A 24,115-nucleotide genomic window follows, 5' to 3' on the forward strand; every position below is an offset into this window, starting at 1 on the left:
GTTCCGGCCGGCGGGCCCCTGGTGTGAGCATTCGGAACCGATCAGCCGGGGTGGCAGCCGACGCCGTCCGACGGGAGCAGATTCACCAGAATGGGTGATGTGTCGCTGTTGCTCCCGGGTGAGCCCCTGGCGTTCGTACGCTGGGCGCGTGATCGACCACGACGAGACTCCCGAGACGGAGGCGCCCGCTGATCCGTGGTCGGCTCTGCTGCCCGGACAGGATCTCGTCCCGGCTTACCTGACCTCCCGGTTCGCGGCGCAGTACCGGGTGATCGTCGACGTCCTGCTCGCCGAGCAGGACACGAGCCTGACCGGGCTGTCCTACGACGAGGTGGCCACCGGGCTGCGTGCCCGCATCGCCGACCAGGTACCGGCCGAAGCGGTGGACCGCTTGCTCGCTCCGGAGGTCTTGCACCTCGACGCGCGGCTTGAGCGATTGGTGCAGTGGCGGGTCGTGACCCGCTGGCAGGAGCCCGCGCGCTCGGGAGAGGACTTCCTGCGCCGCCGGGACCGGTACCAGCTCACCCCGCGAGCGGCCGGTCTGCACGTCTTCTGGGCGTCCGTCGACGACACCGAGGAAGCCGCGGGCGACCTCACGCTGGCACCGCGTGCGATCCACGAACGGCTGATCGCGTTCGCCGGGTCGATTCGGCAGGCGGTGTACACCACTGCGGCGACGGAGTTCCAGCAGGTCGGGGCTATGCACCAGGCTATGGCCACGGCGGCTCGCGGGTGGCAGCGCACGTTGGCGCACGCCCTGTCCGGCGGACCGGACCCGGCAAAGCAGGAGCTGTTGTGGCAGACGTTGCGCTCCTACATCGGGATGTGGGGCGAGCAGGTCGACGTCCACACTCCGCGGATCGCGGAACTGCTGGCCGAGCTCGACCCGGTGTTGACGCCGGAGGTGTGGCGGGCGTGCGTTCGCGCCGCGTTGGACACCGACGCGGACGATGACGTGGTGGCATCCCAGGCCCGTCGCTGGGAGCACACCTGGGAAGCCCTCGGCTCCTGGTTCGGCGGCGCGGACAGCCAGGCGCGGAAGCTACGACGCCAACTGCGCGACCTGGTCGCTCCGTGGGCCCGCAACATGAACCTCTTGCTGGACACCGGCGGCGCGGTCACACGCCGAGCGGAACTCCTTGCCCTGGCCGTCGCGGTCGAACGCGCTCCCGACGACGAGAGCGCCTGGCGGATCTGGGACACCGCGGTGGGTGCGTTCTCCGCACGCCACCTGCTTCTGGTGTCGGATTCCGCCGAAGACGGCGATTTGAGCTGGACCGACGCACCACCCGCAGCGGTCACCGCGCGCTTCCGCGAGCAGGGCGCCCGTGCGGCGGTGGGCAGGCGGACCAAGATGCCGGACTACTCCACCGGCAAGAGCGCGGCCCGACGGACCAGGCTCGCCGCCCAAGCCGCCCGCAGCGGTGCCGAGGCGGCGTTGCGTCAACGTTCCGGAACGCACCTGGCCGACTGGGGAGAGATCACCGACGCGGAACTGGACCTGCTGCTGGAGTTCGTCGGCGTGGTGCGGCGGACGCGGTCGGAGAGCGCGGTGACCGGGGACGGCCGGTGGCGGATCACGTTGCGCCGCCCGCCGCAGGCGCACGACACCACGAGCCTGCGCGCCGGCAGCGGCAGCATGGCGACCCTGAACTGGTACTTCAGGATGGAGCCCGCGTGAACCGGGAAGCAGCCGAGCGGCAACGGGCGTTCACCGTCCTGCTCCGCTCGCCGGTGCTGGACCGGCACACCCACCCCGACGTGTGGCCACTGGTGCGGGTGCACCGGGCGACGCTCGCCGAGTGGTTCGCCCAGCGGCTCGGCTACCGGCTGGTGGTGACCGATTCCGCGGCCCGGTTGTTCCGGCTCCCCGTCGACGGGGTCGTCGTCGCCCCCCGACGGTTCCAGCCGCCGACCCGGCGGGTGCTCGTCCTGGCCGTCCTCGCCGCAGCGGCGGCCGAGGACGCCGAGGACATCACCACCACCCAGGACCTGTCCGACCGGGTCCGAGTGCTCTCCTCGCACGAAGACGTCGAACTCGCGCCCTATGACCCCGACCGGTTCGCCGAACGTTCCCTGTTCGTCAAGGCCGTTCACCTGCTGGTGTCCATGGGGGCGCTGCGGTCGACCGCCCGTGACGACGAGGAGCAGCGCGAGGGGTGGGCGCACCGACGTGATGCGATCGGCGGCGCCTACGAGGTGCGCCGCGAGCTGCTGCTGCGATTGGTCGACCCTTCCTCGTTGCGCGCCGCTCTCAGCGACGGGCACGACGGTGGACCGCCCCACGAGGCATCGGCCCGGATCGGATTGATGCGCAGGCTGGTCGAGCTGCCCCTGGTCCTGTTCGAGGATCTCACCGACGCCGAGCGGTTCTACCTCACCGGTCAGCGCCACCGCGTCCTGTCCTGGTGCGCGGAGATGACCGGGTGGGTGGTCGAGCAGCGTGCCGAGGGGATGGCGCTCATCGCCGCCGACGAGGCGGACACGGACCTTCCGTTCCCGAGGCTGCGCGCTGCGGACTTCGCGGCCTTGATGGTGCTCGACGAACTGGTGCGCCGGCGCGGCGCGGACTCGATCGTCATGGCCGAGGACCTGGGGTCGGCCGCCGGCGAGGTCCGAACGCGCCACGCCAAGGCGATGACCAATGACTTGCGCGTGGGCAACGCCGTGGAATCCACGGCACGGGATCTGCTGGGCGCCCTGGACCTGCTGCGCCCGACCGGGCTACCGGGCAGGTGGCGGCTGACCGCCGCAGCGGCCCGCTACCGTGACCCGAGGGTGTTGGCCGTCAACGCGAGGCTGGACGAGGAGGCCGAAGGTTGACCCGACCGGAACCCGACCGCGAGCGGTGGCTGGCGGCAGCGATGACCGGCGGCCTCCCGGAGCCCCGACTCCGCCGCTGGCAGCCGTTGCGCGTGGGCATCGTCAACCTGTGGGAGTACGACCAGGCGGAGTTCTGGTTCGCGGACGGCCGTCTGGTGCTGCGCGGTGGCAACGGGGCGGGCAAGACCAAGGTGCTCGAACTGACGACCCTGATGCTGCTGCGCGGGGAGATCGGCGCGTCCGTGCTCGATCCGTTCGGTTCTCAGCACCGCACGATGCGCTTCAACCTCTTACCCACAGGTGAGGACGACGATCCGCGTCCGCGTTCGGACGCCGGACTGGGTTACGCCTGGGCCGAGTTCGGCAGGCTCGACGACGACGGCACGGCGCGGTTCTTCGTCTGCGGCCTCGGCGTCAGCGCCCGTCGCGGTACCGGCACATCCGCGGTGACCACGTGGCACCTGATCACCCACTTGCGTCCGGGACGCGATTTCAAGCTGTCTGCGGCGGACCGGCCGCTCGACCAGAAAGAACTCAAGAAGGTCCCCGGTGTCACGGTGCCGGACAGCGCCGCCCGATACCGCACCAGGTTGGCCGCCGAGCTGTTCGGGCTCGGCTCCGACGCCTACGACAACTTGACCGAGCTGCTCAAGCAACTGCGCAAGCCCAAGTTGGGGGAACGGCTCAACCCCGCCAGCCTGGCGGAGACCCTGCGCGCGGCTCTGCCGCCGCTGGCGAGCGCGGAGATCACCCAGCTCGCCGACGGGTGGGACAACCTGGAGAAGCTGCGCACGGCCGTGGACCAGACCCGCGGTGCCGCTGTGCGGCTGGCGGGGTTCGTCCGCACCGGCTGGACCCCTTGGGCGCGCACTGTGGTGCGCCACCGTGCCGATGCACTGACCGCAGCGACCACCGAGCTGGACCGCACCACCAAAGACCGGCGGTCTGCGGAAACCGCGTTGACCACCGCCCGCGGGGAAGCCTCTGAGCTGGACGAGCGCATTTCCCACGCACGAGCGCAACGAGCCGACCTCGGCACTGAGCTGCGTGAGCTGCTGGACAGCCAGGCCTTCCGGGACGCGACGAGCGCGACGAACCACGTTGAAGTGCTGCGCGACCAGCTCGGAGTGCTGGCCGAGCGACTTGTGGGAGTCGAGGATCGTCGCTCGGGAGCGGCCGAGGACGCGGTGGAAGCCGCCGAGGCGGAGCAAGGCGCCAGCGCCTCCGCCGACCAAGCCGATGCGGATGTGGTTCAGGCGTCCGGAGACGTCATGGCCGCAGCGAGGCCGGCCGGACTGCACCAGTCGGCTGCTCGACACCTGCCCGCTCGTGACGTGCCCGCGTTGCGCGCCGACCTCTCGGTCCGGCGGGAGCGCTTCACCCGACTGCGAGAGCTGCGTGACGCGTTCGACCGGGCCGAGTCGAACGCGGCACGTTCAGCGGACCTGTTGGCAGACCGGGAGTCGGACCTGCACGAGGTCTCGGCCCAGCGGGAACTGGCACGTGATGGCGTCGAGGTGGCGGTGGACACCCTGCGCAGGCAGCTCCGCGAGTGGAACACGGGCGTCGTCCTGGCCAAGGCCGACGAGCGAACTGTCGAGTTCTGGTGTGACCTGGTGGCCGAGTTGACCGCCGTGGACCCATCGGGCACTCCGGCGCAGCAGCGCGGCGTTTCGCCTGCAGCGGCGATCGCCCTGCACGTCGACGAGGTTCGCGACGCGCTGAGGTCGAGACGCTCGGCACTGGTCCACGAGCGTGGCGCACTCGTGGCGGAACACGAGCAGGCCGCAGTGGGACTGGCGGAGGTGCTCCACCAGACCGAGCGTCCGCCGGCACCTCCGGATTCCTGGCGCCGTCGCGATCGGCCGGAACCCGACACGGGGCTGGGCGCGCCGTTCTGGCGGTGCGTACAGCCCGTGGGCGGGTTGTCTGCGGGCGAGGTGGATCTGCTGGAGGCGACTCTGGCCGCCGCAGGTGTGCTCGACGCCTGGCTGAGTCCGGACGGCGAGTTGACCGCCACAGCAGACGGCGGGCAGGCGGACACGGTCGTGCGCGCGGGCGAGATCCGGGCGGAGGGCGCGAACCTGACCGAGGTGCTGGAACCCACCGCCACCGGCGGCCTCACGGAGGCCGCTGTCCGCGCCGTCCTCAGCACCATCGGGTGGCACGGCTCCCACCCCGGCGGTGACGCTGCCGGCACTTGGCTGGCGGCGGACGGCACGTGGCGGTGCGCCGCCCTGTCCGGGCGCGCCGAAGTCGCGCGACCCGCGTCCTACCTCGGTGCCACCGCTCGCGAGTCCGCCAGGCAGCGGGAGATCGTCCGCTTGCGGACACGGCTGGCGGAGTTGGAGAAGTCGACCGGCGCGATCGAATCCAGGATCGGGGAACTCGACGACGATCTCCTCCGTCTCGCGGCGGAGTCGAAGAGACTTCCGGGAGAGCGCCCGGTCACCGACGCCGTCACCACATTGCGGGAGAGGGAACGTCAGGCCGCGGACAGCGAACGCAAGGCCGCGTCCGCCAGGAACACCCACCACACGAACGAAACCATCCGGGACACCGCACGGGCGGACTTCTCCACCTATGCGGGTGAGCACGCCTTCCCGCTGGATGACCTGGCCCTCCTCGACGGAGCTTTGCAGGACTATCGCCAAGCCGTGGACAACCTGTCCAAGTACAAGGAACTGCTCGACGTGCGCGTGTCGACCGTGAACCGGGCGCGAAGCGAACTCGCCTCCGCACAACGCAGACTCGCCGGTGTCGATGTCGAGTTGAAGGATCTGCACGGACGGAAACGGCAGGCAGAGGTCAGGCTGCGCACGGCGGAAGGCGCGCTCACCAGTGATGCCCGCGCCCAGTTGGACCGCCGCGCCGAGCTCGACCGCTTGGTCGAACAGGCCGACCGGGAACTCGACGGGCTCGGAGAGAGACATACTGGCGCAAGAGTCACGGTCGCCCAGGCCGAAGAGACCCTAGGTCGGCACGAAGAACGCCGCCAGACCGCGGAACGCCGACGGGATGCCGCGCTCGCGACGTGGTGGGAGGTGTATGACGCCGATCTCGCGCAGCCCCTCGGGTTGGCGGCACCGGAACGCCGAAGCGTGGAGTCCGCACGGGAGTCGACCCGCGCGGCACGCCGGGAACTCCCGGATCCCGGTGACGAGGACCGCGCCTGGCGGCACTGCTACAGCAGGCTCGAAGCGCTGCGACAGGATCTGCTGCCTGATCGCGACGCCCGCGTCCGGGAGCCGGAACACGACGGCGCGATCCTGCGCGTGGTCGTCCTGGCCGACAGCGCGACCGGCTGGCAGGCACCCTCGGCCGCCGCGGACCTGCTCGCCGATCAGGTCCGCGCGCAGGAGAACGCGTTCGACTCCGAGCAGCAACGGGTGTTGACCACCCTGCTCGGCTCGACGTTCATCGAACACCTCAAGGACCGGTTGGACTACACCGCCCGGACCTTCACCGACATCAACGAGCAGTTGACCAGCCACCCGACCCGGCACGGCAACGCCGTGCAGTTGAAGTGGGAGCCCGATCCCACCGACCCGGACGCGGGCACCGTGGTGGATGCATTGACCCAGGGCTACCAACAACTATCACCCGCTCGCCAGGAAACAGTGCGCGCCTTCCTCGCGCGCAAGATCGACGCGGCCAGGGCGGACGCGTCGGCCGAGGGTTCCGCCGACTGGCGGGAGCAGTTGTCCACCGCCCTCGACTACCGCGGTTGGCTGAAGATCTCGCTGCAGTACCGGCCCGGATCGACCAGCCGCTGGGTGCCGTTCGACGCGGCCAAGCACGGTGCCAAATCCGGCGGCGAGAAGGTCGTGCTGCTGTCCCAACCACTGTTCGCCGCTGCGGTCGTCGCCTACAACGCGGCCGGTGGCCACGCCCCGCGGTGCGTGTGGTTGGACGAGGCGATGACCGGGGTGGACGACGAGATCAAGGCATCGTTCATGGGCTTGACGGTGAGTTTCGACCTGGACGTGATGCTGACCGCCCACGACGAGTGGTGCAAGTACCCGACCGTCCCGGCAGTGGCCGTGTACGACCTCGCAAGGCACCGGGGCCTTCCAGGAGTGGACGCTGTTCCGTACCTGTGGTGCGGCAGTGAGTGGACCGCCGTCGCACTACCGCTCTCCGACGTGCGCGCCGATGAGGCATTGTTGACGGCCGACGGCTTGTTCGCCGAGGCGGACGCCGAGTGAAGACGATCCCGCCGGGCATCGAGGACTGGGCGCGCCTGCCGGGTCCCGCAGCAGTGCTCGACGCCGTCCACACCCGTGCCAGGCGAGGGCACCGCACCGAAACGGGCACGCTCACCGCAGTCGCCCTGACCGCAGAGCAGCGACGGGACGTCGCCCTCCTGCTCGGCACCCGGTGGGAGCTGTCCGGCAAGCCCGTTCGTCTCCAGGACCTCGCCGAAAAGCTGTCCGACCACCACCTGACGGTGCTTGGACTCGTCGAGGCGCTGCGCGATGAACAGATCGAACCCGACAAGGCTCACCGCGACCGCGCCCAAGCCGAAGCAGCGGCTGAGCGAGGGCGCGCGGCTACCCACCTGGTCGAGTCGGGTGTGGCCGCCGGCGTGGTGGAGCGGTGGCTCGCCGACACGGGCTTGCCTCGACCGGGCTCGGGTGAGCTTCAGGCCCTAGCCGAACAGGTGGCGACCGTCGTCACCCGACTGCGCACTACGAACAGCGGAACAAGGCTCGCCCAACTCGCTGCGGACGCCCTGCACGACGCCCACGCGCTCGATGCCGATCGACAGCTGGGACGTGCGGTCGCCCGCCTCCTGGCGATCGTGCACGAACTCCCCCGCCCCCAGCGAGCCGGCCGAGGCTGGCGTGCGGCGTGGGCCGGTGCCGGCGTGGTGTGCGACGGTGTGTCCTCCCGCGTGCTGGCGTTGAACCTCCCCCTGACCGGCGAATCCCCGGCTGCGAGGCTGTGCGCCGGCGCGCCCGGCGAACCTGTCTGGCTGACCCTTCGCTCACTCTCGGGCACCTGGACCGCTCCGGCGGGCGATGTCTTCGTGTGCGAGAACCCCACAGTCGTGGAAGCCGCTGCCGACGCGCTCGGCCCGAACTGCCCACCGCTGGTATGCACCGACGGGATCGCCTCCGGCGCCGCCTTGGACCTGCTCGCCGGACTCGCCGCCGAGGGCTGCACGATCTACGCGCGGGCGGACTTCGACCCAGCCGGGTTCACCATCGCCGACCAAGTGATCTCCGTGGCCCCGGAAGCGCTGTCATGGCGCTTCGACCCAAGCACCTATGCCGATGAGTGCGGTCTGAGCGGCATCGGTGACGCGCCGAACGATCTCGTGACCGCTGTCGCCGGCCTGCGGATCGCATACGACCGCGTACGTTCCCCGGTCCACGAGGAACGATTGCTCGCCCGGCTGTTGTCCGACCTCGGGGCCGAGGCCGGGGGTGCGGACGGGTAGGGCGGGGGTGACGCGTCCGTGTTCTTCGGGTGCCTCCATTTCGTCGCCTGCGGCAGGCGGCGGTGTCGACATGGCTCAACGGAGAAATACCCGTAGTAACGGTCGCCGAGTGGGCGGGACCCTCGGGAGGTGCTGCTCAAGATCTACGCCAAGCGCCTGGACGGGAGACGACGACAGTCCGACAGCGCGTCGCGATTGCCCTAGTACTGCAACGGCACTTATGTGAGTGGGTAGCCGCGCCGTTTGTAGTGGCTGCGGCGGGCTTGGTGCTGGCGTCGTCGGCGCCAACGCGACCAGGACCAGACGTGCTCGGCGCTGGTGGCGGGTTGTAGGACCAGGCCGACCAGCAGGCGCCGGATCTCGGGTAACGTGAAGCCGATCATGCCCGTGCGGCCGGCACCGGTTCCCCTTTGCCACAGGGGATCGCGTGACGGCGAGCCAGGCGTGGGCGAGCATGGACAGGGTGATGTGGGCATACCAGGCCCGCCAGGAACGGACCTGGTATTGGTCCAGTCCGGCCTCGTTCTTGGCCTGCTGGAAGCATTCCTCGATCCGCTGGCGTGTCCCGGCGATCCAGGCGAGGTCCAGCAGGGTGGACCGGCGCGGTCCGTGGCAGACGTAGTAGGCGATGTCGGTCGGGTCTGAGGTTCCCCCGATAGCTCGGAGGCTTTCCAGACATGGTCCGATAGGGCCTGAAGGGAGTCGTCCGTGGCAGCACCGAAGAAGTACCCCGACGAGTTGAGGGCCCGTGCGGTTCGGTTGTACCGGGAGTCGGATCCGAAGCCGGTGATCCGGCGCCTGGCCGGGCAGTTGGGCGTGCACCACGAGGCGTTGCGGAACTGGATCCGGCAGGACGAGGCCGACCGCGGCGAGCGGGACGACCGGCCCACCGCGACCGAGTCGGAGGAGCTGCGCCGGCTCCGCAGGGAGAACGCGGAACTCAAGCGGGCCGACGAAATCCTGAAGACCGCGTCCGCGTTTTTCGCGGCGGAACCCGACCCGACCCGGCGACGGTCGTGAAGCTCGTAGAGCAGCTTCGCGACCGCTTCGGGGTCGAGTTCGTCCTCCGGGTCCTGGGCGTCGCCTCCTCCACCTACCGCGGCTGGGTGGCGCGACAGGCCGACCCGTCGGATCGCGAACGCGAGGACCGGGCGATCACCGCGGAGATCGCCGACATCCACGCTGCCTCGGGCGGCGCCTATGGCCGTCCGCAGGTGCACCAGGTGCTGCGGCGTCGGGGTGTCCGCGTGTCGCGCAAGCGTGTCGAGCGGCTGATGCGCCAGGCCGGTCTGCAGGGCGCCTTCCTGCGTAGACAGTGGCGGACGTCGTCGACCAGGCAGGATCCGCGGGCCGCACCGGCCCCTGATCGGGTGAACCGGGACTTCACCGCGCCCGCGCCGGACCGGTTGTGGGTGGCAGACGCCACCCGGATCCGCACCAGCGAGGGCGCCTTCTGGCTCGCGGCCGTGCGCGACGCGTTCTCCAACCGGATCGTGGGCTGGAAGACCAGCGACCGCGGGTCGACCTACACGGCCCTCCGCTTCGCAGAACGGTTGAAGGACAACGGAATCCTGCCTTCGATGGGGTCGGTCGGCGACTCGTATGACAACGCCCTGATGGAGAACTTCTTCTCCACGCTCAAGATCGAGCTGGTCTACCGCCGCTCCTAGCGCACCCGCGACGAAGCCGAGAACGACCTGTTCCGCTGAATCGACGGGTTCTACAACACCGAACGCATCCAGAAGGACCTCGGCTGGCTCAGTCCGGACGAGTACGAAGCCGACTGGCACGCCGTCCAGGCCGAACCGACTACCATCCCGGCATCACCGGCCCGATCCAGGTAACAACCGCCTCGGGTTATCGGGGGAACCTTATCCTGATGTCCGTCGGCTGTGCGGGCGTCGAATGCGGTGTCGGCGAGTGCGGACCGGGACATCGCTCGCCTCCTTTCGCTGTTGCAGGCTTCGTGGCCGCGTCGGAAGGCTGCCCAGTACAGCTGCCCGAAGATCTTCGGCGACCGTGCGTCGGTGACGTCGAGTGCTTGGAGGAAGCCTTCGAGGATCCCGGAGTCCAGGTCGTCACGGTCGCCGCAGAAGCGGGAGCCCAGCTCTCCAGCGATGTGCTTGAGGCCGGGCATCATCATCGCGGCAGCGATGGTGGTCCACGGTTCGGATGCCGCGTGTGCCTTTCGGGCGAGTTCCTTCCACACGGCGTCCCTGCTCACCCAACTCGTCTGTCGTTTGAGGAGCAGTACGCGCACGCGGCCCAGAGGTAGCTCCTCGTCGGGCAGGCCGCATCCACGTGCTGCGCAGTCGAGCGTCAACGGCTGCGAGCCGGCGGTCATCGCGATGAATCGCCGTTCGATCACGTCCAGGTGCGAGGGTAAGTGCGAGGTCATCGGGGAGGTGCCTTTCCGGGCGGGGGACCATCTCACCCACAAATCCGTCTCCTGCGGTGCCTGATGGAAAATTCTCACCGAAAAGGTTGGCGTGTAGCTGATGTGGCTCGATGGAGGTGCAGTTGGCGTAGGAGCCGCACCTTGCAGGTGCCTGGCAGGATGAGCAGCCGTGGCGGTGAGCAGGAGCACGGTGCGGAAGCTGGCTGATGAGAGGTCCTTCGAGCGAGGCGAGCGGTACTTCGCGGCGGGCCAGGTTCGACGGATCACCGTGGACGGGTCGACCGTGACGGCAACGGTGGACGGCACCCGGACCTATCGCGTGCGGCTCGATGTCACGCCCAAGGGCTTGCTCGGGAGTTGCTCCTGCCCGTACGGAGTCGACGGTGTGTTCTGCAAGCACTGCGTCGCCGCCTCGCTGGCGTGGCTGGAGCAGGGCGGTGAGGTCGGGGAGCCGCGCGCGAAGCCGTTGTCGGACGAGCGGTTGCGGTTGTTCTTGCGTGGTTGTGATCAGGAGTGGCTGATCGAGCAACTGATGACGGCCGCGAAATCGGATCACGTGCTGCGTTCCCGTCTCGCCGCCGCAGCCGGGCAGAAGAACGCGTTCGATGACCGGGACGTCAGAGTCCGCTTGGAACGCGCCATCGACATCCCCGATTTCGTCGACTACGGCGGGGCATACGGCTACTTCATGCACGTCGGTGATGCTCTGGACGAGGTCGAAGGCCTGGTCGGAGCTGGGTTCGCCGATGCCGCGATCACCCTCGCCGAGTACACGCTGGAACTGCTGGAGTCCTCGGCCGGGCGGGTGGACGACTCCGACGGCGGGCTGTCCGAGGCGATCGCCCGCGCTGAGGAGGTTCACCTGGCGGCCTGCGAAGCGGGCTCACCCGACCCGGCGGAACTGGCCGAACGTCTGGTCACGCGTGCGGTGAGCAGCGAGTACGAGGTGTTCCTCAATGTACTGCCCGACTACGAGGAGGTCCTGGGTTCAGCGGGCTTGGCACGGTACCGGGAACTCGTCGAGCAGGCGTGGCGGAAGCTGCCGCCGAAGAAGCCGAACGACTACAGCACCCATCGCTTCGTCATCACCCACCTCATGGAGAAACTGGCCGAGTCTTCGGGAGGGGCAGATGGGCTGATCGAGGTGCTGGGACGAGATGTGACGAGCGCCTACGACGTGCTCCGCATCGCCGAGCGGCTGTGTGCCGACGACCGTGACGACGAGGCGCTGAACTGGCTGGAACGCGGCCTGGGCGACTTCGAACCCGACTTTCGCCTGCGGAGCCTGGCTGCGGAGATCCACGTGCGCGCGGATCGGCGTGACCAGGCGGGCGAGATGCTGTGGGGCAACTTCACCGACCGACCGAGCCTGGAGACCTTCCGCGCGCTCCGCAGCACCACCGCCGGCGACTTTCCGCAATGGCGGGAACGCGCGCTGGCCTTCCTCGCCGACCTACCGCCCGCCAAAGGAAGCTGGTCACCGGGTCGCTCGATGTTGGTGGAGATCCTGCTGGCCGACGACGAGAACGAGGCCGCTTGGCAGGCAGCGGTCGACGGTGGCTGCTCAGACGGTCTGTGGCTCCGACTCGCACGCGTCCGTGCCGCTAGCCACCCGGCCGACGCCATTCCGATCTTGCTCCGCGCTGCCGACCGGGCTGTCGAGGTCCGCAAGCGTGAGTCGTACCAGGCAGCGGCCCGCCTGCTGGCCGAGGCCCAGGCGCTGTTCGCCCGCTGCGACCGCGACGGCGACTTCCGCGCCCACATGGCCGCAGTGCGCGACGCGCATCGCACGAGGTGGGCCCTGCGTCAGGAATTTGATCAAGCTCGGCTGCCCTGATCAGCCGAGCGCGAGATGCGAAGCTCAGGTGGTTCACCACAGCGGGTGATGTGTCGCTGTGCCCCTCGGCTCGGCATCTCGCGTTCGTACTCTGGGCGCATGATCGACCACGACGAGATGCCGGAGACCGAAGTCATGGGTTCTTTCGGGCGGCACGGGCGCGTTCGATCACCTCCTCCGGACTGAGCGGCGCGGAGGGATGGTGTGTCAGGCACAGCGGTGTGGTGATCTTGTGGAAGCCGGATGCCTCACCCGAGATGTAGAACTGCGCGCGTGCCAGGCGAGAGATGTCCTTGACCGGCGTCCCCTTCGCTCGGGCGAGGTCGTTGACCGCCTCGATCTGGACGTTGCTGTTCAGGCGGCCGTAGAACTGGGTCATCGCGTTCCCCACCACCTGGTTGTGCAGCGCCTTCGGTGCCTGGGTGGCAAAAAGCAGGCCGAGGCCGTACTTGCGTGCTTGGGAGGCCAGCACGATCGTGCTGTGGGTACTGGCAGTCATCGCTCCCGATCCGGCGAGGGACTGGGCTTCATCCATCACGTACAGGGCACCGAGGGGGCGGTCGCCCGCCGGATTGCGTTTGATCCAGGCGAACAGTTCCATCTGCAACTGGTTGACGAAGTTGCGCCGCTGCTCCTCCGCGCGCAGGCCGACGAAACTGATCACTGACACCCTCGCGCGCTTGCCCCGGGGCGGAGTGATGAGAACCCCCGGGTCGACCGGTTCGCCGCCGCCCGCCAGCAGCGGGTCGTTCACCATCGCAGCCTTGAGGGCCTCGGCCAGCTCGGCACCGATGCGGCGACTGTCGTTGAGGGTGCTGGCGTCGTCCGGTAGATCGGATAGAAGCGCGATCAAGCCGGGCAAACCACTCGCACCGCTCGCCGCGTAGTAGGTGATCGCCTCCCGCAGCACGGCTCGGCGGATGTTCGCGCGCTGCGTGCTGCCCGCGATCCGCAGTTGCGCCGCCAAGGTCGCCGCCGACATCTCGACAGCGACCTCGAACTCGTCGGGGTCTCCGAGGACCTCGGTGAAGTCCGGCAGCGGACGCAGGGTGAGCTGTCTCCCGGAACTCCAGCCGGGTGTCCAGATCACGACGTCGGTCTCGTCCAAGTAGCGTCGCGCCAGGTCGGCGTCGCAGGGCGCCCACGCCGAGGGCGGATCCGGCCAGGCATCGCCGAGCCGCGCGAGGTCGTTGTTCGGGTCAAGCACGATCGCCGACACCCCGCGCAGGGCGCACTCCTCCACGATGCGGCGCAGCAGCACGGTCTTGCCGGAGCCCGAACCGGCGAACACCGCGGCGTGCTGACGGAGTTCGGCCAGCTCGACGGTCACCGCCCGCCCGCCTGCCGCGGTCCCGAGCGACACCGTGGTCGACAGCGGTGCGGTTCCGGCATCGCCACCACTCTTGACGACCGTGGGCAACACGCTCGACAGCAACTCGGAACTACTCGCGGGTTTGCGATCGACCAGCCACGCGAGGAACTCCGCGCTTTCCGTCCAGATCTGCGACAGCGCCCAGAATGTCCGCAAGTCCTCGTCCGAAATCCTGCACCGCGTGCCACCGGCCGCCTCGAGCGCCTCGACCTCCGCGGAAGTGGTCGGCCCAGGGGACCAGTCGCCGTTGCGGATGATGACCAGGTGGTTGCTACCGCCCACTTCGAGCCCTGCCGCGGACTTTGCCTTGCGCAGGCGGCTGAGCACCGCGTTGGGATGCGGTGCCGAGATCATCCGGAACGCCCACCGCTCGGTCAGGTCGGACGTCTCGTCAACCGTGCGGATCAGCCGAACGTGCAGGTCACGCCCGTCGGGACCGCGTTCCCATTCCATGCTGTGTCCACCCAGCTCGGTGACCCACGAGCGCAGAGCAGCGGACAGGACTGCGGGGACCTCCTGGTCCTCGGCGGCCGGGTCGAGCAGCGACTCGACGTCCGCGGCCGACCGAAGCGTCTCGAACTCCTCGTCCAGCTCGTCGAACCGGCCCGGCTCGACCGCCAGGTCCACCACCGCTTCTTCCCGGTCCGCAACGCGCGCATCGTCGGTGAAGGTCGTCAGTTCGGTGATCTCACCTGCCCGCAGGCTCGCGTCGATGTGAGTGCTGAGCCGTTTCCACAGCTCGCGCGGCGTCTGCCGTTCCCAGCCCGCCTCGAATGCCTCGGGCGCGACCGGCCAGGTCGGGTGCGGTGGGTCGAAACCTATCGCCTGGTAGGCCACGGACAGGCGACGTTCAACCAGAGCGCGCCCGACATCGCCCTCGGCGACGCGGTTGAGGATGAGCGACTCGCGGAACCGGTCGCCCACCGTGTCGGACGCCGCCGCACCGATACTCGACCAGGTGTTGGGCAGGCACATCAGCACGGTCACCGTGCGCCGGGTGATCTCGCGCAACCGCATCAGCCCGTCGGCGATCCTCCCGACCAGGAGGTCCTCGGCCGGACCGGAGTCGCTGCTGAGCCGTTGGGACTGGGCGATCAGGGTGTCGAGCTGGTCCACGCCGATCACCACCGGCCCGGTCAGCGCCAGCAGTCGGGTGATGTCCTGGACCCGGGTCATGGCGGGTTTGGGCGTGGCCCGGATGCCCCAAGGAGCCCGCTCATCCGACTTGACCTCGTCGACCCCGGTCAGGTGGCATTCGCCGACGTAGCTCGTCTCGGGGTCGTGCCGCGCGTACAGCACCATCGCTCGCGCGGTGTCGGAGCACTCGATCGCGACCTGCCGGTCGAGTGTGCGCAGGCCCGCGAGGAACGTGTCGAGGTCCTCCCGCGTCACCGGCCACCCGTCGACGATGCGGGTCGCCAAATCCGGGTCGACGCGACCAAGCTTGCAGGCACGCTGGAGGAACCGGCTCAACTGGGTGGTGCCGTCGTCGGAGTCGCGGGAGAGCCCGCGCCGCAGCGACTCGGCGGTGTTCTCCCAGAACGCGTCGCCCGCAGTGAGGTCGTCGAGGAAGAAGTAGCCGTCCTGCTCGTGCGCCCGTCGCCGGACCAGACCCAGCAAGTGCGTCTTCCCCACCCCTTTCTGCCCCTGCAGGACCAGGCCGATCGGGCTGGGACCGATGCTGCTGCGCGCGTCGGCGACGGCGTTGTCGATGGCCGCCACGGCCTCGGCGTGCAGTGCGTCGACGTGCCACGCGGAGTCTTGCCAGACGTCGTCGGGGGTTTGGGCCCAGTTGATCCGCAACGAGACCAGAGCCGCACGCAGGTCGGTCATGACGCCTCGATGGAGATCAGGTGGTTGTCCTCTCCACCCACCCGGATCGCGGCGGCGTGGTCGGCCTCGGTGAGTGCTTTGCGGTCGGATTCCGGAACCAGGTGCGCCTTGCCGGACCGGTCGAGCTCCATCAGCACCGCGTCGACGTCCTCCCGACGCGCTTGGACGAGCATCGCCCGCAGATCGGTCAGCAACACCCACGCACGAGGTGTCCTGGCGAGCTTGCGGTAGGCACCGTGGACTCGCTCGACGATCTCGGCCTCGGTCAGTTCGATCTCTGGAGTGAAGATCTCCTCAAGCCGCAGCCCCTCGCGCTGCCGGTACTGCCCTAGCGCACCGAGCAGCGGGTACAGGGCGAACGCCAGGCTGCTGCGCGGGCGTGGCGGCGGGGGTTCGCTGTGCTTCATCTCCGATTGACACCAGCTCAGACCTTTGTCCGTCAGCCGGTGTACGAAGGAATCCTTCCAATTCGGCCTGGAGCTGTCCACCAAGCGCCGGGAATTGAGGTCGCGTCGATCCTTGCCGTCGAGGGTGAACCCGACGGTGTCACGTAATTCGTTGTTCGAGACCTCCCTCGACAGCGCCATGAGGATCAACATGACCGCAGTTTGCTTGTGCCCCAGCCGGTCTGTCACTCCAACTCCTCCCGCGTCCCCGAGATCGAACTCGTGGACGCGTATCGGTGACGGTGATTGGTCGCAATCGTAGGCGACCGCCCTGAGCGCGGCCCAGAGGAAAAACGCGACACATTCACGACAGTTTCTGGACAAGTGCGTGTCCGGTCGCTGCGCCACAGCTCCGGAGGAGGCACGATCAGCGACGTGACCAACGGGAACCTCTCCGCTCGGGAACCCGGGGGCGGCAACGAAGATGCGGCCCCGCGCGTGTTCATCAGCTATTCCCACGACACTCCCGAGCACCAACAGCAAGTACACCGACTAGCGACTTTCCTCCGCATGCGCATGGGCCTCGATGTGCATGTGGACCTCTGGTACGACAACGTCCGCCGGGACTGGTCCTTGTGGGCGGTCGAACAGCTCTCCGAGGCGGACTTCATCATGGTGATCGCATCACCGAAATTCAAACAGAGAGCGGACGGACGGGCGGCAGCACACGAGGGCCGGGGTGCTCAATTCGAGGCCGCGATTCTGCGCGACAACCTCACGAGGAACCTCCGGGAACAGACCGAACGAATTCTCCCGGTGGTTCTCCCGGGGCGCTCGATCGACGAGATCCCGGTCTTTCTCAACGCCTATTCCACGACGAGGTTCGAGATCTCGGAGTTCACCGAGGACGGCGTGGCCGACCTCATCGCCGCGATCACCGGAGCCGGCCGCCACCCGATGCCCGAGCGCGGTGCGTGGCGCGGCGGAGCCCGCACGACACCGGCGGCCGAACCGCTGACGGTGGCGCGGATGCCGTGGGTGCTCAGCACGCCGGACCTCCGGTCGGGCGACGCGGTCCTCCAAGGGGTGCGGTATGCCGACAGCATCGTGATGCGACCGAGTTCGATGTTCACCGAATCCACCGGGTTCCTCGACGTGGACCTCGGCGGCCGGTTCCAGAAGATGTACTCGGCGATCGGGGTGCTCGGTGACGACACCGAGCGCTCGCAGGTCGGACTCTTCAAGGTCCACGTCGACGGGGTCGCCCAGTTCGAGCGCCAAGTGCTGCCCGGCAGGCCGGAGATGATCGAGGTCGACGTCGCGGGCGCGCTGCGGTTGCGGTTGGAGATGTCGAGGTCATGGCGAACGGTCGCTAACGACCTGATGCACGGGGCGGATGCGGGCCGGCGGGCATCGAGGCTGCCGGAGTTGGCGTGGGGCAACCCGAACCTGCGCTAGGTCCGCCTTGGCGGCACTAGGCCCACAGCAGGCCGTAGGACCGGTACGGCGCGAGATCGCGGAACACGTGCCGCACCTCACCGACCGAGTCCAGACCGACGGTGGCCCGGCGCACCGTGGGGTCGCCGACCTCGTGGGCGAACGCACCGTCGACCACCTGGACCCGGCTCGGCCCGCGCGAGCGGCCGAACCGGAGTCGAAGGTCGAACAATTCGCAGGGGTAGGCCGGTGTGCAGACGTAGTACGGCGACATGACCGGCACTCCGACCATGAACTCGATGTCATGCTCCTCGTCGGCATCGAGGACGCGGCTGAGCCGCAGGTCGAACTCGACGCGAGTGGCGGCGACGCGCCGGGTGGCGGTCAGTTCGCCGCCGGAGAGCACCCGCAGCCGCACTCCTCCCACGGAGCCGCGGTCGCCCGTTCCGGGCGGCGCGACCGTGAGGGAGTGCCGGATCACGTCCAGGCCACTCACGTGGCTGGTGATCCTCCGCGTCTCGATCGCCTCGACCTCCGGTTGGTCCAGCAGCACCCTCGTCCGCAGGACAGCGGTGTGCCAGGGTGCCTGGTGCCGGGCGGCCGCCTCTGCGCGCCGTTCGGCCAGCGCGCGTTCGGCGAGCAGCCGCAGCGCTTCGTCGCTGCGGCGTTGCAGCGACCGCTGGCTCAGGTTGAGCGCGGGAACCAGGGGTGCCAGGGCCACCAGCCGCTCGGTGTAGCGGGCCGAGGGTGGTGCGTCGAAGCCGAGCGCCGCGCGGGCGACGACCCGGTACGGCTCCGTCAAACCGTCGGACAGCCGGTCGAACGTGGCTCGGATCTTCTGCCGGGTCTGCCACTCGGTGTCGCTCTCGACTGCGCCGCTGACCAGGCGAACCACCGGCCCGAACTCGTCGATCGGTTGAGAACCGTTGACTCCGAACCCTTTGCGCAGCAACTTCAATTCATTGAACAGGGCTTCGGCATTGCCACCTCGTCTGTCGCCGACCGCGTCCATCCGCCCACCCCCGGTGCGCTGCCCCAGGTCAAGCATTGTACCGGGGGGCTACGTGGTCACCGCTGCGCCGAATGGCTGTCGCACCGTTTCGGAAACCCCTGAAACACCGCAGGTAGCGGGCCTGTGGTGGACCGAAACCGTTTCCCCGCTGGAAACCCCTTCACCGCGTTCACCTGGCCCGCCCAGGATTGGGTCGACCGATCGGCCGACCCAATCACCAGCGATTCGCCTGTCGAACGACGGCGTGCGCGAACGCTCCGCCGAAGGGAAGACCCATGCACACGCACCTGATCCTCACCGTGCTGGACCCCTTGCTGTTCCTGCTCGGCTAGTCGCCTGTCCGGTCCACGACTGCGGGTCGTGGACCGGATCACTACCCATCACCACAGGAGAGTCCACTGATGCGTCACATCGGCTCGGACCTGCGCCGCTGGCGCGACCGGCGCGGCCACTCGCTGGCCGAGCTCGCCAGGATGATCGACTACACGAAGGGGCATCTGAGCAAGATCGAGAACAACAAGGAGGCCCCCTCGCTCCATCTTGTCAACGCCTACGATCGCGTGCTCCGCGCGAACGGGCAGTTGTTGGAGCTGTTCACCACCGAGCAGACCCGGGCCGTGCACTGCTCGGCTCTCCCTACCGCCACCCGTCACTTCGTCGGTCACGGGCCGGAGCTGGACCTGCTGACCAACGTCATCGCCGCGCCGCGCGACAACCGCGTCGTCGTCGTCACCGGCCTCGGTGGTGCGGGCAAGACCACGCTCGTGGTCAGGGCCGCACAGGCGGTGAGGGCGAGCTTCCTCGACGGCACCCTGTTCGTGGACCTGCGGGGCTACTCCGCCGAGCCTGCGCTGAGCGCCGCGGACACGGCGTACCGGTTGCTGCGCCAACTCGGAACCGACATCGAGTTGATCCCGGCCGACCCGGACGACAGGATCACGATGACACGCGACATCCTCTCCACGCGCAACGTCCTGGTCGTGCTGGACAACGCGAGGTCTACCGACCAGATCGTTCCGCTCCGCCCCGTGGGCTCGTCAAGCAGGCTGATCGTGACCAGCCGACACCACCTCGCAGCGATGGACGAGGCGATTCGCGTACCGCTCGGCATGCTCGACGACTCCGACGGGGTCGCCCTGTTCCGCGCGATCTGCGGTGAGCGTCCTTCGGTCGACGACGATACCGTGGTGCGACTGGTACGGCAGTGCGGTGGGCTCCCGCTGGCGATCCGGATCGCGGCGTCCAGGTTCGCCACCGGGTCGTGGACCGCGGCCCGGTTCGCCGCGCTTGTCGACCGCCGCACGAGTCTCCTGACCGCGCTGGACGATGGCGAACGCAGCATCACGGGCGTGCTCGTCCTGTCCTACAGCAGCCTTCCGCCCGTCGAGCGCAAGCTCTTGGCCCTGCTCACCATCCACCCCTACGGAACCATCGCGGAATGGTCCGTCGACACCTGGCTCGACTTGGGTGACGCACCCGTGGGCGAAGTCCTCGACCGGTTGCACGACGCCAATCTGATCACCCGCGACGAGCACGGTGACATCGGGCTGCACGACCTGGTTCGAGCGTTCGCCGTGCGTTGCGCGACATCCGAGTCGGACGACCGGGACCGCCAAATCGCGACTTCGCGGCTGATCGACATCGCGTTGGGTGCCGCGGCGGCCGCCGATCGCCTGATCGAACCGCACCGCCACCTCCCGAGCACACCGCCACCTCCCGCGCGGCTCCCGTTCCATGACGCGGACACGGCGAGGACATGGTTGCGTGCGTGGTGGCCCATGCTGACCGGCGTGGTCGAGCTGGCGGCCGGTAACGCACGGTCCTGGCAGCTCGCGCTCGTCCTACGGGGGTTCTTCTTCGCCGACCGCCTCTTCGAGCCGTGGGTGACCACCCACCGCACCGCCCTCGCCACCGCGGATTCCCTGGGCGATCAGGTCGCCCAAGCGATGATCCTGAACAGCCTCGGTATGGCCCACGTGGAAACGGGTGATCTGGCCGAGGCCGCCGAGGCGCACCAGCGAGCCCAGACCATCCACGCGGAGCTCGGAGACCAACGCGGGCAGATCGACGCGCGCTCCAGCCTCGCCTGGGTGCGACTGTACGAGGGGCGCGCCGAGGAGGCGATCACCGGCCTCGACGCCGCGCTGGACTACTACCGGTCTGCCGGCCTGACCCGCAACACCTTGATCGCCCTGCGCGGACTGGCGTTCGCCTCGGCGGCGGTGGGCAAGCACGACGTTGCCGCCGACTACGCCCGCGAGGCGGTAGCCCGAGCGCGGCAACCGCTGGAGGTCGCCATGGGGACCAACTGCCTGGCCTGGGTCGACTTCCAGGCAGACCGTCTCGACGACGCCTGCCGCCACTACAGCGAAGCCGTCGAACTCGCCGCGCAGGCGGACAGCCGCTACGAGATGACCCGTGCCCTCCTCGGCCTGGGCAACGTCCAGTCCCGCCAGGGCCGCTCGTCCCGTGCCGCTGACCTGTGGCGGCACGCAGACGCGCAGTCGGTCTGGGTCAACCCCGCCACCGTCGTCGAAGCCGCCACCTACCACGACCTCGACCGCGGAGGCCGGAAGTGACCGCGGTGGAGATCTGCGCGCCGACCGCGGAGTCGACTCGGACTGCGAATCTCTACCGCCTGCGTCCGGGCATCGCGTTCGCGGACTGCTGGGCTCCTCCGAAGAACAGCGCCGACGACACCTACGCCGCGGCACCCATCGCCGAGCTCGGCAACGAGGCCCTGCTCGTGACGGGCAGCCCGGAGCCCACCAGGGTCGCATGGGTGGCACTGATCGAGAGTCTGACCGGAACATCGCTCAACTTCTGGGGCGGCCAGTCCTCGGCGATCCTGTTCGTCCGCGTCGGCCAGGATGCCTTCGCCCTCACCTTCGGCGGCGGCTGGCGGATGCTGCGCTCCGGCGCCATCGACCACGACTTCGGGCTGAACATGGCCCTGCGGGTGCTCGACTCGGCTGCCGTCCGGACCATCAGCCGAACCCACTTCAGCAGCAAAGCTCGCGTCGACCGGAACACCGTTCCCGGCGGCACTTCGCTCTGGTCGTTCGGCATCCGCGAGCACGCAGAACTGGTGGGTCAGATCGCGGGCCGGATCAGGTCGACGCAGTCCCTGCGGATCAGCCAAGTCCGCAAGTCGGAACGTCGCATCACGATCGACTGCACCAAACGCATTCGGCTGCCAATACCATCAGACCCGGTGAACCTCATCGACGACCTCCGTGAGATCCGACGAGTCCTGGGCGAGCCGCCGTCGCCGGAACTGGAGCTGCTCACCTGGATCAGCCGAGTCCCATCCGACGCCGACTTCCTCCCCGAGGCATGGGCACGCCTGGGACGCGACCTGCGCGACCGAGCCGACTCGGTGAGTGTCGCCTACCCGGCGGCGTACCACGCAGGACCGGATGTCGTCAGCTACCGGGGCAAGGTGGGCCGGAGCACAATCGATACCAGCGAGCTGACACTCGCCGACATCTGCCACGGGTTGGCGGAAGCGGAGATCGACTCCTACACCGATGTCCTCAAGTCCGGTCACATCACCGGCTACTCCGAGGATGACGACCGCCTCGGCGACGACGTCACCGCACTGCACTGGCTCACCGCCCAGGTCGACCTGGCAGGCGGAAAACGCCTCGTCCTGCTCGATGGCCACTGGTACGACCTCACCGACCAGTACCGCGGCCACGTCGACCGCGTCATCGAGACCGCCTTCAGGTCCGACCCGCCATGGCAGCTACCCGCTTGGCGGGAAGCGCCCCCCGACGCAGCGGGCAAACGTGACGAACAGACGTACAACCTGCACGCCGGAACCCTGGAAGGGTTCCTGTGCCTGGACCGGAAGCTCCTGCGTCCCACGGGGAGACAGGGCTTTGAGGCCTGCGACCTGCTCGGGCCGAACCAGGAATTGATCCACGTGAAGCGGGTGAACGCGCGGACCGGCTCGGGCCCGCTGAGTCACTTGTTCGCCCAGGGCATCGTTGCCGTGGAGAACCTGGTGGAGAAGTCCACATGGGACATGTTCGTCGACAGGGTGAACGAGCTCGATCCCGGTCGTGCCGAGGTTCTCGGTAACCGCCCGAGCGCCGTCGTCTACGCCATACACCGCGGCGATCGACCGCTGAGCGTGGATTCGTTGTTCTCCTTCGCCAAGTCCGAGCTGGCCTCGGCGACAATGATCTTCCAGCGCCTTGGCATCCCGATGTGGATCTCGGTGATCCCGTAGCCGAGAGCGGGACAGCCTCGCGCGAGCTGGACTAACCCGAAGGCGCTGCGAGCACCGCCCTGCAGCCGTGGCGCACGGACTGCCACCTCGACCGCTCTGCGCCTTCTCCCCAGCGCCTACTACCGGGTGTGGGAGGAAGCCCGTCAGTATGCCCTTACGCCTGCCCCAGTGGCATCTCCGCCGGCCGCACGACCGTACGACCTGCGGCACGCCGCAGTGCCGCTCCGGCTGAACAGGGGCGTCCCGGCTACCGAGGTCGCGGAGCGCGCCGGACACTCGGTGGACGCGCTCTTGAAGGTCTACGCGAAGTGCATCGACGGGCAGCGGGAGACCTCGAACAAGACCATCGAGGGTCTGTTCGAAGCATGACCCGCGACCCAGGCGGAAGGCCCTCGGGGACCACCTCGGGGGCCTTCGCCGTGTTCAAGATCAGTCCGTGGTGAGTCCGCGGACGGCGGCAAACAGGGGCAGATTCCCACTGACGGCGACAGACTGAAAAGTTCGGGCACCGAGCGCGTTTCCGCAGCTCAGGGCCTGAGTTACCCGGCGAAAGGTGGATGCCCCGGCAGGAGCACCAAAGGATGGGGCCTGGGCTGACCAGCGGCTTCGCACTGGCTCCTTGCTGATCGAGGCGCGGTTCGAGCTCCGGTCACCGGACTGACCAGCGTGCCGGCACGAGCTGTGCATTCGTGCCGCAGGTGCGGCACGTACCGCATCCACACCAGGCCATCGGGCCGTTGACGTAGTGTTCGTGTCCGATCCGCTTCCGGCGGTCGCGAACAAGTACCGCACTTGATCCAGGCGGGTCCGTCTCCTGGGCCTGCTGCCGTTCACCCTGTTGGCCGTCGCAAAGTCCGTGATCGACTTTTGCGTCGAGTTGGCGGCCGAGCGACGGCAGTGAGGGGACACAGCGGCAGCGACACGCCGCCCAGCTTGGAGCTGCGGACCCCTCGCCGCAGGCGCACGGCTGGACTACGCCCATCGCTTCCAGCGGGTTGATCCGCAGGGCTTCACTTTGTGGCCAGAGATCTGCTTCGTCCGGGTTTGGACTGCTGGTTGGACGAGCCGGCGGGCAGAGCCACCTTGCTCTGCCCCAAAGCGATGATGCAGGCAGCGGTCGTCCAAGTGCTCACGAGATCGAGTGCGTAGTCCCTCCGGTCCGGAGGGCAGAACAGCGCGACGAATCCGACCACTCCCGCGAAGATCACAAGCAGCAGGGCCGGCACCACGCGCAGCGGCAACACCATGAGCCGGAGCCATGTGGCGTTCAACAGGGCGCCCTCCAAATCGGGTCTCCACAGCGCGAGGAGCGCCCCCGGCGACAGACCGACACA

Annotated in this window: 15 protein-coding genes and 1 pseudogene; 10 read left to right on the forward strand and 6 right to left on the reverse strand. The window is 68.7% G+C overall.

Features of this window, described 5'->3' with window-relative positions:
- The first annotated feature begins 148 nt into the window (after positions 1 to 148).
- From AC0HI0_RS28610 to AC0HI0_RS28625, 4 genes are read left to right on the forward strand one after another with little or no spacing between them, the layout of a single operon-like run.
- On the forward strand, positions 149 to 1,681 hold the full coding sequence (locus AC0HI0_RS28610) for a DUF2397 domain-containing protein (protein WP_480926600.1): 1,533 nt from the start codon (positions 149 to 151) through the stop codon (positions 1,679 to 1,681).
- On the forward strand, positions 1,678 to 2,823 hold the full coding sequence (locus tag AC0HI0_RS28615) for a TIGR02678 family protein (RefSeq protein WP_480926601.1): 1,146 nt from the start codon (positions 1,678 to 1,680) through the stop codon (positions 2,821 to 2,823). Before AC0HI0_RS28610 ends, AC0HI0_RS28615 begins: the two co-directional genes overlap by 4 nt.
- Before the next feature lie 41 nt (positions 2,824 to 2,864).
- Complete coding sequence (locus AC0HI0_RS28620) at positions 2,865 to 7,031, forward strand: TIGR02680 family protein (protein ID WP_480926602.1); 4,167 nt, start codon at positions 2,865 to 2,867, stop codon at positions 7,029 to 7,031.
- Positions 7,028 to 8,269 carry a DUF2399 domain-containing protein gene (locus tag AC0HI0_RS28625; RefSeq protein WP_480926603.1) on the forward strand — a complete coding sequence of 414 codons (1,242 nt, stop codon included), beginning with the start codon at positions 7,028 to 7,030 and terminating at the stop codon, positions 8,267 to 8,269. Before AC0HI0_RS28620 ends, AC0HI0_RS28625 begins: the two co-directional genes overlap by 4 nt.
- Positions 8,270 to 8,674: 405 nt before the next feature.
- Here AC0HI0_RS28625 and AC0HI0_RS28630 read toward each other — a convergent pair.
- Positions 8,675 to 8,914 (reverse strand): annotated as a pseudogene (locus AC0HI0_RS28630) (IS701 family transposase); the annotation flags it as partial.
- A gap of 63 nt (positions 8,915 to 8,977) precedes the next feature.
- On the opposite strand from AC0HI0_RS28630, the gene AC0HI0_RS28635 reads away from it, so the two are divergent.
- Both AC0HI0_RS28635 and AC0HI0_RS28640 read left to right on the forward strand, forming a co-directional pair.
- On the forward strand, positions 8,978 to 9,289 hold the full coding sequence (locus AC0HI0_RS28635; protein WP_480926604.1) for a transposase: 312 nt from the start codon (positions 8,978 to 8,980) through the stop codon (positions 9,287 to 9,289).
- Positions 9,286 to 9,939 carry an IS3 family transposase gene (locus AC0HI0_RS28640; RefSeq protein ID WP_480926605.1) on the forward strand — a complete coding sequence of 218 codons (654 nt, stop codon included), beginning with the start codon at positions 9,286 to 9,288 and terminating at the stop codon, positions 9,937 to 9,939. The genes AC0HI0_RS28635 and AC0HI0_RS28640 overlap by 4 nt, the downstream gene beginning before the upstream one ends.
- Before the next feature lie 50 nt (positions 9,940 to 9,989).
- Here AC0HI0_RS28640 and AC0HI0_RS28645 read toward each other — a convergent pair whose 3' ends face one another.
- Positions 9,990 to 10,667 (reverse strand): hypothetical protein, encoded by a 678-nt coding sequence (locus tag AC0HI0_RS28645; RefSeq protein WP_480926606.1) that lies wholly within the window; start codon positions 10,665 to 10,667, stop codon positions 9,990 to 9,992.
- 190 nt (positions 10,668 to 10,857) lie between these two features.
- Between AC0HI0_RS28645 and AC0HI0_RS28650 the strand changes: the two genes are divergently transcribed.
- On the forward strand, positions 10,858 to 12,504 hold the full coding sequence (locus AC0HI0_RS28650; RefSeq protein WP_480926607.1) for an SWIM zinc finger family protein: 1,647 nt from the start codon (positions 10,858 to 10,860) through the stop codon (positions 12,502 to 12,504).
- Positions 12,505 to 12,637: 133 nt separating this feature from the next.
- Here the strand turns inward: AC0HI0_RS28650 and AC0HI0_RS28655 are convergent, their stop codons facing one another.
- Complete coding sequence (locus tag AC0HI0_RS28655; RefSeq protein WP_480926608.1) at positions 12,638 to 15,709, reverse strand: helicase HerA domain-containing protein; 3,072 nt, start codon at positions 15,707 to 15,709, stop codon at positions 12,638 to 12,640.
- Positions 15,706 to 16,344: a hypothetical protein gene (locus AC0HI0_RS28660; protein ID WP_480926609.1), complete on the reverse strand. Its 639-nt coding sequence runs from the start codon at positions 16,342 to 16,344 to the stop codon at positions 15,706 to 15,708. Before AC0HI0_RS28660 ends, AC0HI0_RS28655 begins: the two co-directional genes overlap by 4 nt.
- A 186-nt stretch (positions 16,345 to 16,530) precedes the next feature.
- Here AC0HI0_RS28660 and AC0HI0_RS28665 point away from each other — a divergent pair, with 186 nt between their 5' ends.
- On the forward strand, positions 16,531 to 17,553 hold the full coding sequence (locus AC0HI0_RS28665) for an SEFIR domain-containing protein (RefSeq protein WP_480926610.1): 1,023 nt from the start codon (positions 16,531 to 16,533) through the stop codon (positions 17,551 to 17,553).
- Positions 17,554 to 17,569: 16 nt separating this feature from the next.
- On the opposite strand, the gene AC0HI0_RS28670 is transcribed toward AC0HI0_RS28665, so the two are convergent.
- A complete protein-coding gene (locus AC0HI0_RS28670; RefSeq protein WP_480926611.1) occupies positions 17,570 to 18,484 on the reverse strand; it encodes a hypothetical protein in 915 nt (304 codons plus the stop codon).
- A gap of 461 nt (positions 18,485 to 18,945) precedes the next feature.
- On the opposite strand from AC0HI0_RS28670, the gene AC0HI0_RS28675 reads away from it, so the two are divergent.
- Together AC0HI0_RS28675 and AC0HI0_RS28680 are read left to right on the forward strand one after the other, a co-directional pair.
- Positions 18,946 to 21,123: a helix-turn-helix domain-containing protein gene (locus AC0HI0_RS28675; RefSeq protein WP_480926612.1), complete on the forward strand. Its 2,178-nt coding sequence runs from the start codon at positions 18,946 to 18,948 to the stop codon at positions 21,121 to 21,123.
- Positions 21,120 to 22,781 (forward strand): DUF6119 family protein, encoded by a 1,662-nt coding sequence (locus AC0HI0_RS28680; protein WP_480926613.1) that lies wholly within the window; start codon positions 21,120 to 21,122, stop codon positions 22,779 to 22,781. Before AC0HI0_RS28675 ends, AC0HI0_RS28680 begins: the two co-directional genes overlap by 4 nt.
- Before the next feature lie 1,010 nt (positions 22,782 to 23,791).
- Here AC0HI0_RS28680 and AC0HI0_RS28685 read toward each other — a convergent pair.
- Positions 23,792 to 24,067: a hypothetical protein gene (locus AC0HI0_RS28685; RefSeq protein WP_480926614.1), complete on the reverse strand. Its 276-nt coding sequence runs from the start codon at positions 24,065 to 24,067 to the stop codon at positions 23,792 to 23,794.
- Positions 24,068 to 24,115 lie beyond the last annotated feature (48 nt).

The sequence above is a fragment of the Saccharothrix sp. NBAS 001 genome (assembly GCF_056640475.1).

What these genes read in the sequence shown, in the direction of transcription:
- AC0HI0_RS28620 (WP_480926602.1), top strand. Translation starts at nt 2,865, where the DNA reads ATGACCGGCGGCCTCCCGGAGCCCCGACTCCGCCGCTGGCAGCCGTTG.
- AC0HI0_RS28645 (WP_480926606.1), bottom strand. Translation starts at nt 10,667, where the DNA reads ATGACCTCGCACTTACCCTCGCACCTGGACGTGATCGAACGGCGATTC.
- AC0HI0_RS28655 (WP_480926608.1), bottom strand. Translation starts at nt 15,709, where the DNA reads ATGACCGACCTGCGTGCGGCTCTGGTCTCGTTGCGGATCAACTGGGCC.
- AC0HI0_RS28675 (WP_480926612.1), top strand. Translation starts at nt 18,946, where the DNA reads ATGCGTCACATCGGCTCGGACCTGCGCCGCTGGCGCGACCGGCGCGGC.